General features: G+C 40.9%; 14 protein-coding genes. 7 read left to right on the forward strand and 7 right to left on the reverse strand.

Translation table 11 applies throughout. The features are described from left to right. Positions 1-8 precede the first annotated feature (8 nt). Both L6421_RS08955 and L6421_RS08960 read right to left on the reverse strand, forming a co-directional pair. On the reverse strand, positions 9-476 hold the full coding sequence (locus L6421_RS08955; protein ID WP_237261458.1) for a TadE/TadG family type IV pilus assembly protein: 468 nt from the start codon (positions 474-476) through the stop codon (positions 9-11). 21 nt (positions 477-497) lie between these two features. Further along, positions 498-698: a Flp family type IVb pilin gene (locus L6421_RS08960; RefSeq protein WP_237261459.1), complete on the reverse strand. Its 201-nt coding sequence runs from the start codon at positions 696-698 to the stop codon at positions 498-500. Between the two features lie 362 nt (positions 699-1,060). On the opposite strand from L6421_RS08960, the gene L6421_RS08965 reads away from it, so the two are divergent. Beyond that, positions 1,061-1,573: a helix-turn-helix domain-containing protein gene (locus L6421_RS08965; RefSeq protein ID WP_237261460.1), complete on the forward strand. Its 513-nt coding sequence runs from the start codon at positions 1,061-1,063 to the stop codon at positions 1,571-1,573. After that, a complete protein-coding gene (locus tag L6421_RS08970) occupies positions 1,483-2,409 on the forward strand; it encodes an IS3 family transposase (protein ID WP_237264473.1) in 927 nt (308 codons plus the stop codon). Before L6421_RS08965 ends, L6421_RS08970 begins: the two co-directional genes overlap by 91 nt. A 74-nt stretch (positions 2,410-2,483) precedes the next feature. Here the strand turns inward: L6421_RS08970 and L6421_RS08975 are convergent, their stop codons facing one another. Further along, positions 2,484-2,981, reverse strand: coding sequence for a GlcG/HbpS family heme-binding protein (locus L6421_RS08975; RefSeq protein ID WP_237261461.1), 498 nt, complete (start codon positions 2,979-2,981; stop codon positions 2,484-2,486). A gap of 239 nt (positions 2,982-3,220) precedes the next feature. On the opposite strand from L6421_RS08975, the gene L6421_RS08980 reads away from it, so the two are divergent. After that, positions 3,221-3,733: a helix-turn-helix domain-containing protein gene (locus tag L6421_RS08980; protein WP_237261460.1), complete on the forward strand. Its 513-nt coding sequence runs from the start codon at positions 3,221-3,223 to the stop codon at positions 3,731-3,733. Then, positions 3,643-4,569 (forward strand): IS3 family transposase, encoded by a 927-nt coding sequence (locus tag L6421_RS08985; RefSeq protein WP_237264475.1) that lies wholly within the window; start codon positions 3,643-3,645, stop codon positions 4,567-4,569. The genes L6421_RS08980 and L6421_RS08985 overlap by 91 nt, the downstream gene beginning before the upstream one ends. A 68-nt stretch (positions 4,570-4,637) precedes the next feature. Here L6421_RS08985 and L6421_RS08990 read toward each other — a convergent pair whose 3' ends face one another. From L6421_RS08990 to L6421_RS09005, 4 genes are all read right to left on the reverse strand, one after another. Then, positions 4,638-7,976, reverse strand: a complete 3,339-nt coding sequence (locus L6421_RS08990; RefSeq protein ID WP_237261462.1) for an efflux RND transporter permease subunit — start codon at positions 7,974-7,976, stop codon at positions 4,638-4,640. A 2-nt stretch (positions 7,977-7,978) separates the two neighbouring features. After that, complete coding sequence (locus L6421_RS08995; RefSeq protein ID WP_237261463.1) at positions 7,979-9,088, reverse strand: efflux RND transporter periplasmic adaptor subunit; 1,110 nt, start codon at positions 9,086-9,088, stop codon at positions 7,979-7,981. Between the two features lie 69 nt (positions 9,089-9,157). Further along, the gene (locus L6421_RS09000; protein WP_237261464.1) at positions 9,158-10,564 is read right to left on the reverse strand and encodes a TolC family protein; all 1,407 of its coding nucleotides are present in this window, start codon (positions 10,562-10,564) and stop codon (positions 9,158-9,160) included. A gap of 277 nt (positions 10,565-10,841) precedes the next feature. Then, a complete protein-coding gene (locus tag L6421_RS09005) occupies positions 10,842-11,474 on the reverse strand; it encodes an alpha/beta hydrolase (protein ID WP_237261465.1) in 633 nt (210 codons plus the stop codon). 224 nt (positions 11,475-11,698) lie between these two features. Between L6421_RS09005 and L6421_RS09010 the strand changes: the two genes are divergently transcribed. The 3 genes from L6421_RS09010 (at position 11,699) to L6421_RS09020 (ending at position 15,464) form a co-directional block, all read left to right on the forward strand. Continuing rightward, positions 11,699-12,856 (forward strand): 4-phosphoerythronate dehydrogenase, encoded by a 1,158-nt coding sequence (locus L6421_RS09010; RefSeq protein WP_237261466.1) that lies wholly within the window; start codon positions 11,699-11,701, stop codon positions 12,854-12,856. Between the two features lie 222 nt (positions 12,857-13,078). After that, complete coding sequence (locus L6421_RS09015; protein WP_237261467.1) at positions 13,079-13,576, forward strand: DUF302 domain-containing protein; 498 nt, start codon at positions 13,079-13,081, stop codon at positions 13,574-13,576. 646 nt (positions 13,577-14,222) lie between these two features. After that, positions 14,223-15,464, forward strand: coding sequence for an OmpP1/FadL family transporter (locus tag L6421_RS09020; protein ID WP_237261468.1), 1,242 nt, complete (start codon positions 14,223-14,225; stop codon positions 15,462-15,464). Positions 15,465-15,574 lie beyond the last annotated feature (110 nt).

The raw sequence follows: 15,574 nt of genomic DNA on the forward strand, positions 1-15,574 counted from the left end.
TTAAACGATTAACACCCTAAATCAAAGCTCAAAATCAATTTTGCTTTAACGGGAAAACTTTTAGCGAATGCTTCTGGAAGAAAAATAGTTTGGGATGTAAAACTGACATCCATCACAAATACTTGAGGGACCATTCCTGTACTTGATACAACAGAAATAGTTAAATTCTCAGAATTAAAACCTGGAAAGATGCTTGTAAAAGCATTTGCAACCGTAGTCTTTGCTTCTGCTTCATTCAAACTTACATGCCCATCCGAGCATTCCACATTAGATACCGACAGAGTAGGATCCGATGAAAGAGCGGCTGCTTCTGCCATAATCAGATGATAGGCATCTGCCATCACATCATTGGCATAGAGCCGGTCTGATGCATACACAACCACATCGACAATCAACAACACAACCACCATCATGACTGGCAGCACATAAGCTGCCTCAATCATCACCGCGCCTTTTTGCCTATCAAAAGACTTCAAGATAGTTGCCTGTTAGATTTATTAGGACGCAATGTTAGTTGAAACTGTTGTTAATTTATCATTAATCGCCTTACCGATACCAACCGTTTCATCTTTGAAGAAAAGAGCTGCCACAGCTACTACCGCTGCTACAACTAATGCATACTCAATCATTGATGCACCTTTCTGTTTTTTAACTTGCTTAGTCTTAATCATCTCTATAACTTTTTGTTCATTTACCATTTTCGTATCCTTTTTATTATTTTAAAAGCATCCGACCTATCGGATTGATTGAGTATTAAACTCCAGTAGACGAACGTCTTCAATATTTTTTACGCTTTTCTACATACAAACATTTTGATTACAGTATAAGTATTTTCTTGTACCGTGTCACATTAAATATATTAGCACTTATCTATATGATTTATAAATAAAATATATAACTAAGCCAGGCATAAAACAAAATAATATAATAATATTCTTATATTATTTTTAACTAATATCTTTTGTGTAAAAAAGAATATTTAAACCAAAATACCAGGCATAAAAAAACCAGCATTTTGAAGTGACCCCCAAATGTTGGACACCAACTTTGGGGGTTTTTCATGTCCAAATACAATCGAGAATTTAAACTGGCGATTGCTAAGCAGTGCCTTTCTCATGAATCCAGTCTGTCCATTTCCAAGCGACTCGGTATTCCAGATCGCTATATCCGTTACTGGACACAAGTCTATCGTTTCCATGGTCAAAATGCGTTTATCAAACGTAACACACCATACTCTTTTGAAGACAAATATCGTATCCTAAAACACATGCGTGAAAATCACTGGTCTATTAGTTATACCAGTATTGTCTATAACATGAGTTCTGCGGGTACGATTTCTACTTGGCTCACTCAATTCGAACGGTTCGGCCTTTCAGGCTTACAACCTAAAAAGCAGGGTAGAAAAATGAAAAAAAACCAAAAACAAGAAATGGTTAAGCCAACTGAAAAAATGAGCCTAGAGGAGTTACGAGAAGAACTCGAATACCGTCGAGCGGAGAATGCCTATTTAAAAAAGCTCGATGCCCTGCTACAGGAAAAAGAACGCCAAACCAAGAAAAAGCAGGGCTCATAGATCAGCTTAGAACGTTCTATCCACTTAAACATCTTCTCAAGGCCGCCGGGCTTGCACGAAGTGTGTTTTATTACCATCAGGCGCGCAGTGCGCTGCCTGATCGTTATGCGGACGTTAAAAGAGCGATTCAACAACTCTTTAATGAGCATAAAGGTCGTTATGGGTATCGACGTATGACCTATGCGTTAAGACGCTTAGGTCACTTTTTAAACAAGAAGGCCGTTCAACGTTTAATGCAAGAACTGAACTTGAAGTCATTCGTCAGGCCAAAGCGTTACCGATCCTATAGAGGTCAAGTAGGCCGAATTGCCGAGAATGTGCTTCAAAGAAACTTCCGTGTTGATGCACCGGATAAAAAATGGGTAACCGATGTCACGGAGTTTAAAGTCGGAGAACAGCGAGTTTACTTATCCCCGGTGATTGACCTGTTTAACCAAGAAGTGATTAGTTATCGAGTGGCCAAGAGTGCACGGCTACCGCTGGTGACCGACATGCTAAAAGAAGCAATCAATAAGTTAACAGGCAAAGTCAAACCGATATTCCACAGTGATCAAGGCTGGCAGTATCAGCATAGTGATGTACAGAAGTTACTGAAAGAGAATGGATTAACTCAGAGCATGTCAAGAAAAGGGAACTGTTTAGATAATGCGGTTGCTGAGAACTTTTTTGGAATCCTAAAAACCGAGATGTATCATCGTAAGAAGTTCAATAGTGCTGAGCATCTAATGGAAGAAATTAAAGACTATATTGAGTATTACAATACAAAACGAATCAAGGTGAAACTAAAAGGCCTGACTCCGACAGAATATCGAAATCAGGCCTTAAGTGCCGCTTAACTAAAATGTCCAACTTTTTGGGGTCACTTCATTTAGCTGGTTTTTAATCAAAGTGAGTTAGAAGTTATTGAAAATCATTGCATTTCTAAATCTTCTGCAACAGATTGAAACCCTGCAATCGCACAAGCTTCATCATCCATCCCATCAGGAGCACCACTTACCCCGACAGCGCCATACATCTTTCCACCAGCAGCGATTGGCGTTGAACCCGCCATAAATGCCAATCCTTCACCAATGGTAGGCAAAGGCCCTTTGGCACGACCTTCAAGTTGAGAACCTTTTACATTAAACATTGCCGCAGTATAAGCTTTTTTCTTACTGATATTCAGGGATACAGGAGGTGCAACCGTATCACGCATTTGCACCTGGACAATACCATTTCTATCCACCACCGTGACACTGACAGGAATCCCCTTCTCTCTACATGCTTTGATTGTATTTACAGCGATTGTATTTGCTGTATCGGCTGTAATACGTGCAACATTTGCAGTCATAGCTTCTTCTGCATGCGCAGGCAGAGTTCCTGCAATCGTTAAACTGGCCACTACAAGTGCTTGAGCTAATTTTTTCATTGTTTTATTTCCTACGTTAGTTGTACAAAAACATGAATCCTAAGTATAACCTTTTAATTGTTCTATTCAATAGAAAACAGTGTTCTTTAATCATCATGCAAAGACAATCCATTTAGACTGACCAGGCCTGGTAACTACTCAAACCTCTCAAGAACCAATTTAACCACAAACTACAGGCATAAAAAAACCGGGAAGTGAAGTGACCCCCAAATGTTGGACACCAACTTTGGGGGTTTTTCATGTCCAAATACAATCGAGAATTTAAACTGGCGATTGCTAAGCAATGCCTTTCTCATGAATCCAGTCTGTCCATTTCCAAGCGACTCGGTATTCCAGATCGCTATATCCGTTACTGGACACAAGTCTATCGTTTCCATGGTCAAAATGCGTTTATCAAACGTAACACACCATACTCTTTTGAAGACAAATATCGTATCCTAAAACACATGCGTGAAAATCACTGGTCTATTAGTTATACCAGTATTGTCTATAACATGAGTTCTGCGGGTACGATTTCTACTTGGCTCACTCAATTCGAACGGTTCGGCCTTTCAGGCTTACAACCTAAAAAGCAGGGTAGAAAAATGAAAAAAAACCAAAAACAAGAAATGGTTAAGCCAACTGAAAAAATGAGCCTAGAGGAGTTACGAGAAGAACTCGAATACCGTCGAGCGGAGAATGCCTATTTAAAAAAGCTCGATGCCCTGCTACAGGAAAAAGAACGCCAAACCAAGAAAAAGCAGGGCTCATAGATCAGCTTAGAACGTTCTATCCACTTAAACATCTTCTCAAGGCCGCCGGGCTTGCACGAAGTGTGTTTTATTACCATCAGGCGCGCAGTGCGCTGCCTGATCGTTATGCGGACGTTAAAAGAGCGATTCAACAACTCTTTAATGAGCATAAAGGTCGTTATGGGTATCGACGTATGACCTATGCGTTAAGACGCTTAGGTCACTTTTTAAACAAGAAGGCCGTTCAACGTTTAATGCAAGAACTGAACTTGAAGTCATTCGTCAGGCCAAAGCGTTACCGATCCTATAGAGGTCAAGTAGGCCGAATTGCCGAGAATGTGCTTCAAAGAAACTTCCGTGTTGATGCACCGGATAAAAAATGGGTAACCGATGTCACGGAGTTTAAAGTCGGAGAACAGCGAGTTTACTTATCCCCGGTGATTGACCTGTTTAACCAAGAAGTGATTAGTTATCGAGTGGCCAAGAGTGCACGGCTACCGCTGGTGACCGACATGCTAAAAGAAGCAATCAATAAGTTAACAGGCAAAGTCAAACCGATATTCCACAGTGATCAAGGCTGGCAGTATCAGCATAGTGATGTACAGAAGTTACTGAAAGAGAATGGATTAACTCAGAGCATGTCAAGAAAAGGGAACTGCTTAGATAATGCAGTTGCTGAGAACTTTTTTGGGATTTTAAAAACAGAGATGTACCATCGCAAGAAATTCAATAGTGCTGAGCATCTGATGGAAGAGATTAAAGATTATATTGAGTATTACAATACAAAACGAATCAAGGTGAAACTAAAAGGCCTGACTCCGATAGAATATCGAAATCAGGCCTTAAGTGCCGCTTAACTAAAATGTCCAACTTTTTGGGGTCACTTCAAAGACCCGGCTTTTTATTACTTTAGTTATTGAACAAGTCAAACAATACTCGACTGTTTTGCTAAAGCCTCTTGCTGTTTAACCCCGCCATGCCACTGCCAGATGTAGTACATCAATGGAATAACCAACAGAGTCAATACGGTTGACGACAGAGTACCAAAGATTAACGATACCGCCAATCCACCGAATACAGGATCGGTAATCATAATCATCGAACCGAACATAATCGCAAGTGCCGTTAACAATATTGGACGGAAACGCACCTTACCAGCTTCGATTACCGCATCTTTCAACGTTTTACCTTCAGCTCGATACTCTAAGATAAAGTCAATTAACAATAGCGAATTTCGCACAACGATACCCGCTAAGGCGATAACCCCAATCATCGACGTTGCGGTGAAGGCCTGACCGGTCAACCAATGCCCTGGGAAGACCCCTATCATGGTTAACGGAATCGCTCCCATAACAATAACCGGCATCATAAACGACTTATAATAACCAACCAAAATCAGGTAGATGAACACCAACGCGACAATAAATGCACTCCCCATATCACGGAACACATCTAAGGTCAGACGCATCTCACCACCCCATAAGATAGTGTAATTCATAACATCATCCGGCTGAGCCTGTACAAACCCTAGGTTGGCTGTATGGAAAGTCACACCGGATTCAGGCAATTTAACACCATCCAGCATTTTGTCTAATGACAATACCGAATATACAGGGCTTGATTGCAGTAACTCACCACCAATCATCACCATTTGATGTTGGTCACGCCCTAAAATCGGCTTGGCATAAAGCACCTGTTCAATTTTAGCCACTGCAGATAAAGGCACAGACTCACCTGAACGTGACTGAACCTGTAAAGACATCATTTGTTCAGCAACGGTTCTTTCCGAACGTGGTAAACGCACGATAATATCAACCGGCTCACGGACATTATCCAGGTGCATATAACCAAGTTCAAACCCATTGATATAGTCACGCAACATTTTACCTACTTGAGCAGGCGCCACTCCTAATAGATTAGCTTGCTCACGGTCGATATTGATTTGATAACTCATGTTATCTGCCGTAACCGAGTCATCCACATTGATTAAACCGTAAATTTGATTAAAGGCTTTACCTACTTCAATCGATGCTTCACGTAATTTCTCATAATCCGGACCATAAAGTTCGGCCATAATCTGTGTGGTTACAGGTGGTCCTGGAGGCGTTTCATACAACTTAATATTGGCTGATGGGAACGTCTTACGTAGTTCATTCAAATCCAAATTAAGCTGTTCAACAATTGCGTGTGAAGACAAATCACGGTCATGTTTATTCACAAGATTCACTCGAATCTGCGCAAAATTAGCCCCTTGCTTAATCAAGTCACCACGCACCAATGCCGCAAAGTCGATTGGCGCATGATTACCTAGGTAAACACTGTAATCAGTAACAAACTTAGTTGTAGACAAGCGATCACCAACATGCCGAACCACACGATCCGTTGCTTCTAAAGCAGTACCTTCAGGCATATCAATCTGCACCAAGAAAGTGCTGGTATTGTCATAAGGCAACATTTTCACTTCAACCCCCGCAGGATGAAGTGGATTATTCATACCATCATCACGCATAAACTGTAGCGCAGGCTGAAGCATGGCGCCAATTAAAGTCAACAATACAACAAATAGAAACACATTACGTTTGGTACGGCTTTCAATCATCGGATTAATCGCTTTAACATAAAGCTTTTGCATCCAATCTTCTTTATGCACATGATGCGTTTCTAGACTTTCCCTAGCCTGCATCTCTTTAATGGCATTTTTACCTAATAGTCTATAAGCCGCATAAGGGACTAGAATATAAGCCACCACCAATGAGGCAATCATCGCTACAGGCACGTTAAACGGAATCGGCGCCATAAACGGCCCCATCATACCGGTAACGAACAACATTGGAATAAAGGCCAAGATAACCGCAATGGTTGCTACATTGGTTGGATTACCAATTTCATTGGTGGCCTTAATCAACACTTCATCAAAATTTTCGGGATCGAAGCCTTCATGGATATGCCTGTGAATATTCTCTATAACGACGATGGCCGCATCCACCAATAACCCTAAAGAAAGAATTAACGCAAAAAGGGTAATACGGTTGATTGTTTGATCAGCAATCATACCGATAAACAATACAACGAATAAAATCAACGGCACGGTTAATGTCACAATACCCGCTTCTCTCCAGCCCAGGAATAGAACCAGAATAACCACAACGGAACCTACCGCAATCGCCAAGTGCTCCATAAGCAGATTGACTGCTGCATTAGCCTTTTCGCCATCATTACGTGTGACAACCACATCAACATTAGCCGGAATAACCGATTTTTTAAGAGCATCCAAACGCTCAAGAACGGCATTGGCCACATCCACAGCATTGGTACCTGGTCTTTTCGCTAAAGTGATGGTAACTGACGACTGCTCACCTAAAGACTTAATCGCGGAACTTGGGCCAAAACCAATACGAGTATAGCTTTCAGACTCTTGAGGCCCGTCACTGATGGTGGCAATATCTTTTAAATAGATTGGGCGACCTTTGTTCGCACCAATCACTATCTCACCGACTTCTTTGGCATTACCCAGATAACCGTTAACACGAATCAATTTGTTACGGTTATTGTTAACCACAGAACCCACGGGCAACGAAACATTACTACCTTGCAACATATCGCTGATGGCTTCTAGCGACAGCCCGGTTAAGGCAATTTTCTGCGCGTCTAACCAAACATTAATCGCACGCTGCTTCCCACCGACGACTTCAGAGAAGGACACACCAGGAATATTGCGTAGATTTTCCACTAACTTCAAAGAGATATCACGTAAGTCATACCCCGATAACTCTTGTGAAGTGACCGCCAAGGTCATGACAGGAACATCATCAACGTTGATTGGCTTAACCAATGGCTCTTGGGTATCCGGAGGCATCTTATCCATGTTTTGCATAATTTGGTTATAAACCTTAACCAAACTATCCACCTGGTTTTCACCCACTTCAAATTGCACAGTGACCACACCAAAATCATTTGAAGCATAGCCAAAAGTATGATCGACTCCTGGCAGAGCACTTAAAATGGTTTCCAGTGGCTTGACCACCATATTATTCACTTCTTCAGGTGTCGCACCCGCTTTAGGAACAATAATATTGGCCGCAGGCACAACAATCTGGGGATTGTATTCGCGCGGTGTAATTAGATAAGCCATGATTCCAGCAAGTGTTACCGCAATCACCATCATCATGGTTATTTTTGAGTGGATAAACGCTTTCGCAAGTTTACCGGCTATATTCAACTCCGCCTCAGGTTTGGCGTTTTCTGGCACTTGATTCTCCGCCATCATTACGCTCCTTCAGCTGGTGTCACGGTTTTTTCTGTACTCGCAGAGTCAACAATATCGCCATTTAGCATTTCTTGATTATTGTTGATGACAATCTGCTCACCTAAAGCCAAACCAGATTGTACTTCAACCATTCCATCCATGACCGCACCCGTACGAACCATATGGAAAAAAGCACGCCCGTTTTCAACCACAAACACACCTTCAATACCCGCACGATTCACAATCGCCGATGCTGGCAACATCATAGTTTGACGCTCACCGCGTTTGAAGCTAACACGAGCAAAAGTTCCACTATTGACATCATTCACATTCGGCAAGCTCAACTTGACCGTATGTGTACGCGTTTTAGGATCGGCCGCACTCACTAAGGTATAAATAGTCCCAACAAACGGTTTTTTAATACCATCAATCAATACCTGAGCTGAATCACCATTTCTAAGCACTGCATACAAATCGGCAGAAACTTGAGTTTGCACACTCAAAGACTTAAGGTTTTCCATAACAACGATTGGATTTCCTGGCGCGGCTAATGAACCTGCAACGGCCATCTTTTGAACAATAACACCATCAAAAGGAGCTTTAACATTAGCATAGTTCAACTGTGATTTTGCCTGGTCTAAAGCCGACTTGGCCGATGCCAGATTTTCCTGAGCCACACTATATTGCAACTTGATTTTGTCATATTGCTGTTTAGAGACGGAATCTTCTTTATAAAGTTTAGTGAAACGGTTGTAATCCAAATTGGCATCGGTCAATGCCGCTAAAGCTTGCTGATAAGCAGAATTGGCTTGAGAAATTTGGCTTTTAATATCGCCTGAATCGATTGAGAATAACAAATCACCACGCTTAACTTCTTGACCGACCTGAACATCCAAGTTTTTGATATAGCCCATTAAACGAGAAGCGATCTGTGCTTTTTGATCAGGCACAACCGCTCCAGGAACCACAGAAGTCAAAGGTATGGTACCTAATGTAACGGTCACGACATCCGCCTTAATGGTTTTAGCAGACTTCTGAGCGACTTCTTCACTCTCTTGCCCGCCACACCCTGTTAAGCCAAAGGTAACGGCCAATAACGACATTCCAATCACTTTAGAGATTTGTTTCATTTTGAACCTCAATCCTATCAATTCTTATTAATTTTTTATCTTATTCAAATCAGTTTAAAAACACAGCTATCAAAGACGACTAACATCCATACGACCGGTTGCCAACAACAGTTTGGCCTTATAGACATTTACATCATACTGCGCTGAAACCAAGTCAGCTCTTGCTTTGTCTAACTGCGTGTCGCCGGCCAATACTTCGGTAATGGTAGACACACCGTTCTTATAACGTTTCATAATCAAATTCTGTGCTTCGTTCGCTTGTTGAACGGCTAACACATTTGCTTCAACTTGTTTTTTAGCGATTTGTAACTTACGCCATGTAGTCAAAACCTCTAAACGAACTTTATTCTCTTGCGATCTAGCGGCGGCTTTTTTCTGCGCCGCCGACGCATTGGCCATATCGACTGAACCTTTCGTCACCCCAAAATCAGTAATTTTCCAAGAAACAACACCTGCAATCGTATAAGACCCATTATTTAGTGCCAAAGATTCGTCATTCCAGTCTTGGCGCAACATAACATTGAAACTTGGATAATAGTCCGCTTGCGCTGCCGCAACCGCATACTGAGTCGAAGCTGCTTCTTTACGTTTAGCATCTAATTCTGGGTTTCCACCTAAAGCCATAACCAACAACTCTTCCGCCGAATCAACCGGCAATTCCAGATCCACTCTTTCACCAACTTCAAGGCTTTGGTTAGTATCGGTACTCATCAGCATCTTCAACGTATCCAGAGCAATCTGTTCTTGACCCTGAGCCTTCAACAATGCCATTTGAGCATTAGACTGATTCACCTTGGCACTTAAAAATTCCGAACGCACCACCACACCTTGTTCTACTAAGTTTTGAGTGGTTTTCACATAAGAGTCAGCTGTCTCTTTAGCCTGTTTTGCAACCGTAATGAAAGAGCGGGCGGCATGTACCGCTTCATAGGCTTGGTAAATATTGAATGTCAAAAACTGCTGAACGGCCACATCACCTTTTTTGGCCGCATCAATCATCGCGGCCGCTTGGTCTTCATAACTGCCGATTTTGCCGCCATTCCAAACAGGAATCAGAATCTCGATACGTGTATTAAAGTCAGTATGTGCTTGAGGATTGTTTAAAGATTCAGGAATATAATCCGCATTTGGCGAGCCCGAAGGTAAGAACGCACCAGACTCAGCGATACCGAAATCACCAATTGTCGCCTGGCGTTGCTGGAGTTTCATACCAAACACATTAAGTGCGTTATCAGAATTGCTCCCGGTTACAGATAAGGTAATTTGCGGTAAGCGACTTGATTCTGCCTTTAATAAAGCACCCTCAGCCTGCTGAATTCTTGCAGCGCTCACCGTCATTTCAGGATTCTGATTTAACGCGGTATTAACACACGCTTTAAAATCCATTTTTTCTGCATACGCTGACAGCGGCATCACTGCCGATATCGCTAACATTAAGGTCGTTAATTTGCGCTTAATCAATCTTCCCTGCTCCATTTTCTCTCCAGCCGCTTGAGTCTAATCTTTAATCATGTCGAATTAATAAAAACCAAAAAAGGATGGTAAACCATCCTTTTTAAATTTGTTTTATGCCTGAGAAATAGACCTTACCCATATTCGCTTTACTTAATATTGCTAACCTTAGCGATTATTTGGTCATAACTCAAGCTTATTAACATATAAGCAATTCCTGATATTATAAAGATTTAAAACATATAAGCAAATACTTATACGTATTTTTATATCACTGACACAAAACCATCTTAAAACCTGCTTAAAAACCTAACTCAATGACTTTTTTCAACCACACAAGTTCACCGTGAAAGAAATGACTTGCCCCATCTCGCCAATAGATATCCGGCGTGGTTGCTAAATCCATACTCCAATCCAAAACCTCTTTTGCGCAAATCACTTCATCCTGACCTCCTTGAATCAACACCCAAGGCACGTTAATTTGCTCTATCTTGGAAAAATCATACAACCCAACAGGCGGCGCCACTGTGCATAGCGCATCAGCTTTACTAGCTTTAACCGACTTTAGCGAAACATAACTACCAAAAGAAAACCCTGCCAAAACAACATTGCTAGGTGAAAATTCATCCTTGGCCCAATTAACCACCGCCAATAAATCTTGTTGTTCCCCCTCGCCATTGTCATATTCACCTTCACTACAACCCACACCTCTGAAGTTGTAAGCAATCGTTGTATAACCTCTCGAGGCGAAAGCTCTCTCCAAAGTGGTAACCACCTTATTATTCATCGTTCCACCATACAGCGGATGCGGATGGCTGATCACAACCACTTTTGAGCAATCAACTTGCCCCCCAACCTCTTTTGAAACCTTAAGCCTAAGCTCTATCGCACCAACCGGACCATCAATCAGAAGCGTTTCATGTTGTATCTTCAAAACCATACCCTTTATACATATACTTATTTATCTTTTGCCTACACATTTATATAACTAATTTATATAACTATTAATGCATAACCACTAAAACCAAGATTGAAATCACAATGGCAAATACAAACTTAACTTTTCAGGATTCCATTAATATTAACTTAAATTCATGGCAAAATAACTAGCAAGCACCCAAGCTTTCACCAATCCCATTTTGAGTACACTGATTAATTATGACAAACCCGACCAAAACCATCATCATTGATGACGCCGTACCTTATGCCGAAGCCATTTTTTCACACCTAGGCAAAGTTATCACCCTTCCAGGAAAAGCCATTGATGCTGAAACCGTAAAAAATGCCGATGCCTTGATTGTACGTTCAAGAACTCAAGTGAATGCGGAACTGCTGGCAAACAGTCAGGTTTCATTTGTTGGCAGCACCGTGGTTGGGTTGGATCATATCGATCAGGAATTCTTAAAATCTAACAATATTCATTTTTATTCAGCTCAAGGTTGTAACGCGAATTCGGTTGCCGAATACATTATCACCGCTTTGTATGAACTCGCAGAAACCTTTGACTTTAAGCTTCAAGATAAAACCCTGGGGATTATTGGAGTGGGTAATGTCGGCGAAAAAGTCTATAACAAAGCTAAACAATTGGGCGTGACCTGTTTGTTGAACGACCCACTCAAGATAGACAAACAACCAGACCAGGTTAATTTAGATAACTATGTTGATTTAGACACTTGCTTGACCGCCGATATCATTACCGTACACACCCCGTTAACACGAAGTGGAAAACATCCGTCCTATGATTTAATCTCGGCCGAGAAACTTGCACAAATAAAGCCGCAGCAAATTTTGATCAATGCCGCGCGTGGTGGCGTCATCAATGAACAAGCGTGGATTAACACACCCACCCTAGCCAATATCATTGACTGCTGGGAAAATGAGCCCAATATCAATGAAGCTCTATACCGAACCGCGTTTCTTGCCACACCGCATATTGCTGGACACTCCTTAGACGCAAAGGTAGCCGGAAGCGCGATGGTTTACAATGAACTCTGTCGTTTTTGGAACACTCCAATCCAAGACAAATGGCGAAACCAACTCCCTCCACAGCCAGATTTGATTGAGATTACAGAACAAGCACCCACCCAAACAGCAATGCGACAAACCCTCAATAAAACGCATGACATTAAGACTGATGACCTTGCGATTCGCTCAAAAGACATCTCAAAAGTACATAATAAATACGAAAATTATCGAAGAAATTTTCCTATATATCGTGAATTTAGCCAACATAAAATCCAAATCACAAGCAATCCAGAACTCAATAAGCTATTAGAATCATTAGGGTTTACCCTCATTGCAACTCAATCATATTAGAGTATTAGGAACTCTTAATAAAATAAAGTTATTAAACCAACAAAAATTTTAGGTTTGCTTTTGCTTAATTAATCAGTAATCTATCCAATGAAAAATATAGAGCGGGAATAATCCTCTCAATAAAACATCCAATTGCAACGGAGAACATGAATGAAATTAATTAATCTTTTTAAAGCAGCCATCCTAGCTGTAACAGTTACAACTTTATCTGGTTGTGGAACTATGAACGCAATCGGCAACCTAAATGACGGTGCTGGCGGAACTTTCATGGAAATCTGGGACAAATGGGTTGAAGCTGAAGGTGACATCGCTGACGCAACCATGTGGGAAGTCAAAGTTGACGAAGGTGTTTCTTTAGAAGACGTTATTGATGCTATCAACGCGGTTGGTGTTAACAACAACATTAAAAACGTTGGTGAACTTCCTCTTTCTGAAGAATTAAAAGCTCGTGGTATTGAATCAAAAATCATTCATGTAATGTCTTTCTGTAACCCAGAAACAGCTCGTAAAATGGTTGATTTCTCTCCTGCAATGGGTGGTTTCCTACCTTGTCGTGTAAACATCATTGAAGAAGAAGATGGTCTACACATCTACACAATGAACATGGATATGGCGATCAAAATGGGTAAAAAAATGCCTCCTGAGTTGCTAGAAGCGACAATGGCTGTTCGTAACACTATGTGGGAAATGCTAGAAAAAGGTAAAACTGGCGCATTCTAAGCCAAACCTTTCAAAAGCTACCAGGCCTGGTTGATTTAACTAGGCTTAAAAATTTAAAACCGCGAATTGCACCAGTAATTCGCGGTTTTTTTATATGTACGTTTCTGCAAATTGATAGAAATCAATCTAGAGTACAAATCAACCAGTAAACTCGATTCACTCATATAGTCTTACTATAAATAGCCCAAGCAAAACATCACAGAAAACTTCTCATAACTTAGAGCAAGTCAGACCTATTTCGACTAGTTATAAAAGCCACGATCAACTCGTTTTTAAGTGATCATTCAGTCATTATCAAGCAAGCAACAGACATATAAACAAGCGATAAATACTGTAGTAAAAAAACAACATTTATAAATAGATTTTCCATCAAAATACTGATAGTTCTGAATAAATAGTCCTAATTTACGTATAAGAATTATTTTTACATCGATATATCAATAGGTTAAGCGTTATAAATAATTTTATACAGCCATACAAAACCATACAATTAATTACTTATATGTAAATTGATACACCCTTAAATTTTTTTAATTACCAATCCATTTTCAATTATTGCATAGTAGCTTCCGAAACAGATAAGCAGGCCTGGCAACCACCAGCAACCCGCTTAAATAAAATCAAAAACAAAGAGAATGAAGAAACAATGAAAAAGACTAAATTAGCTTTAGCAATCGCAACAGCGGCATTTGCATCATCTGCAATGGCTACAAACGGAACAAACATGACAGGTGTTGGCGCACAGTCTTCTGCAATGGGTGGAACAGGTGTTGCAGCTTATTACGGTGCAGAAAACGTAATCGTTAACCCTGCAATGATCGGTAAATCAACAGGAACTGAGTTTTCTTTTGGTGGTACTTTATTTAAACCTAGCGTAAGCAATGATGGTATCTCAGATGCCGCTCAAGAAATGCAAGACAGTGCTGCGGATACTTTCGTAATCCCTTCAGTATCGTTAACTAGCCGAATCAGCGATACTTTGACTTTTGGTATTGGCATGTACGGGACTTCAGGTATGGGTGTTGACTACTCCGCTTATGAATTTAATGGCGGAGCAGGCGTATACGATCAATTCGAAGCTCAATCAAATCTTCAGATTATGCGTTTTGTACCAACTTTAGCATACAATGAAGCTAACTTTGGTATTGGTTTCTCGCCAATCATTCAATACGGTGCATTGGATATCCATTATAACGGTGCTGCTCTAGCAGCAGGTAAAGTTGGAAGCGGAATGTCTTCAGACTTAGGATTTGGCTATAGCATTGGTGGTTACTTTGATGCAACGGAAGATTTAACTGTAGCAGCAAGCTATACTTCTGCAATCAGCATGAAATATGATAACCAACTCTCTGTAGCATCAACTCCATTTGCCGGCTTTTTAGGTGCTGCTTTTGAAGATGATCTAGAGCAACCAGCAGAACTTAAAGCAGGAATCGCCTACAAGATGGGGAACATCACACTTACTGGTGACTATAAACAAATTAAGTGGTCTGAGACAAAAGGTTATGGTGATTTCGGCTGGGAAGATCAGAATGTTATCGCAATTGGTGCTAAGTACCAGGGCAACGGTTACTGGCTAGGCGCAGGCTTCAACAAAGCAGACAATCCTATCAAAAAACAAGATGGTGCCACTCCAGATGGAGCTGTAATCAACATGTTTAACAACATCTTCTTTCCAGCAACTACTGAACAACACATCTCAATTGGTGGTGGTTATAACTTAACTAAAAATGTAGCAATTGATGCGGCGATTGTTATTGCACCTGAAGTTAAAACAACAGTTGATACTTCTTTCATAACAAATGCACTTGGCGGAGCTCCAACTTCAACCAATACTACTAAGCACTCTCAAAATGCTTACACTGTATCTGTACGTTACAACTTCTAATTCTTAATTGAATCATTAGTTAAACTTTTAAGCCGCGCTAGAGAACTAGCGCGGCTTTTTTATTGTCTATTTTTCACCTAAGTTACCAGGCCTTTATACCCACTTTCGGA

The sequence above is a fragment of the Thiomicrorhabdus immobilis genome, from assembly GCF_021654855.1.
Classification (GTDB): Bacteria; Pseudomonadota; Gammaproteobacteria; order Thiomicrospirales; family Thiomicrospiraceae; genus Thiomicrorhabdus; species Thiomicrorhabdus immobilis.

Coding starts and splice junctions, on each gene's coding strand:
- L6421_RS09000 (WP_237261464.1), bottom strand. CDS start 10,564: ATGGAGCAGGGAAGATTGATTAAGCGCAAATTAACGACCTTAATGTTA.
- L6421_RS08965 (WP_237261460.1), top strand. CDS start 1,061: ATGTCCAAATACAATCGAGAATTTAAACTGGCGATTGCTAAGCAGTGC.
- L6421_RS09015 (WP_237261467.1), top strand. CDS start 13,079: ATGAACGCAATCGGCAACCTAAATGACGGTGCTGGCGGAACTTTCATG.
- L6421_RS09010 (WP_237261466.1), top strand. CDS start 11,699: ATGACAAACCCGACCAAAACCATCATCATTGATGACGCCGTACCTTAT.
- L6421_RS09020 (WP_237261468.1), top strand. CDS start 14,223: ATGAAAAAGACTAAATTAGCTTTAGCAATCGCAACAGCGGCATTTGCA.
- L6421_RS08960 (WP_237261459.1), bottom strand. CDS start 698: ATGGTAAATGAACAAAAAGTTATAGAGATGATTAAGACTAAGCAAGTT.
- L6421_RS08980 (WP_237261460.1), top strand. CDS start 3,221: ATGTCCAAATACAATCGAGAATTTAAACTGGCGATTGCTAAGCAATGC.
- L6421_RS08990 (WP_237261462.1), bottom strand. CDS start 7,976: ATGGCGGAGAATCAAGTGCCAGAAAACGCCAAACCTGAGGCGGAGTTG.
- L6421_RS08975 (WP_237261461.1), bottom strand. CDS start 2,981: ATGAAAAAATTAGCTCAAGCACTTGTAGTGGCCAGTTTAACGATTGCA.
- L6421_RS08995 (WP_237261463.1), bottom strand. CDS start 9,088: ATGAAACAAATCTCTAAAGTGATTGGAATGTCGTTATTGGCCGTTACC.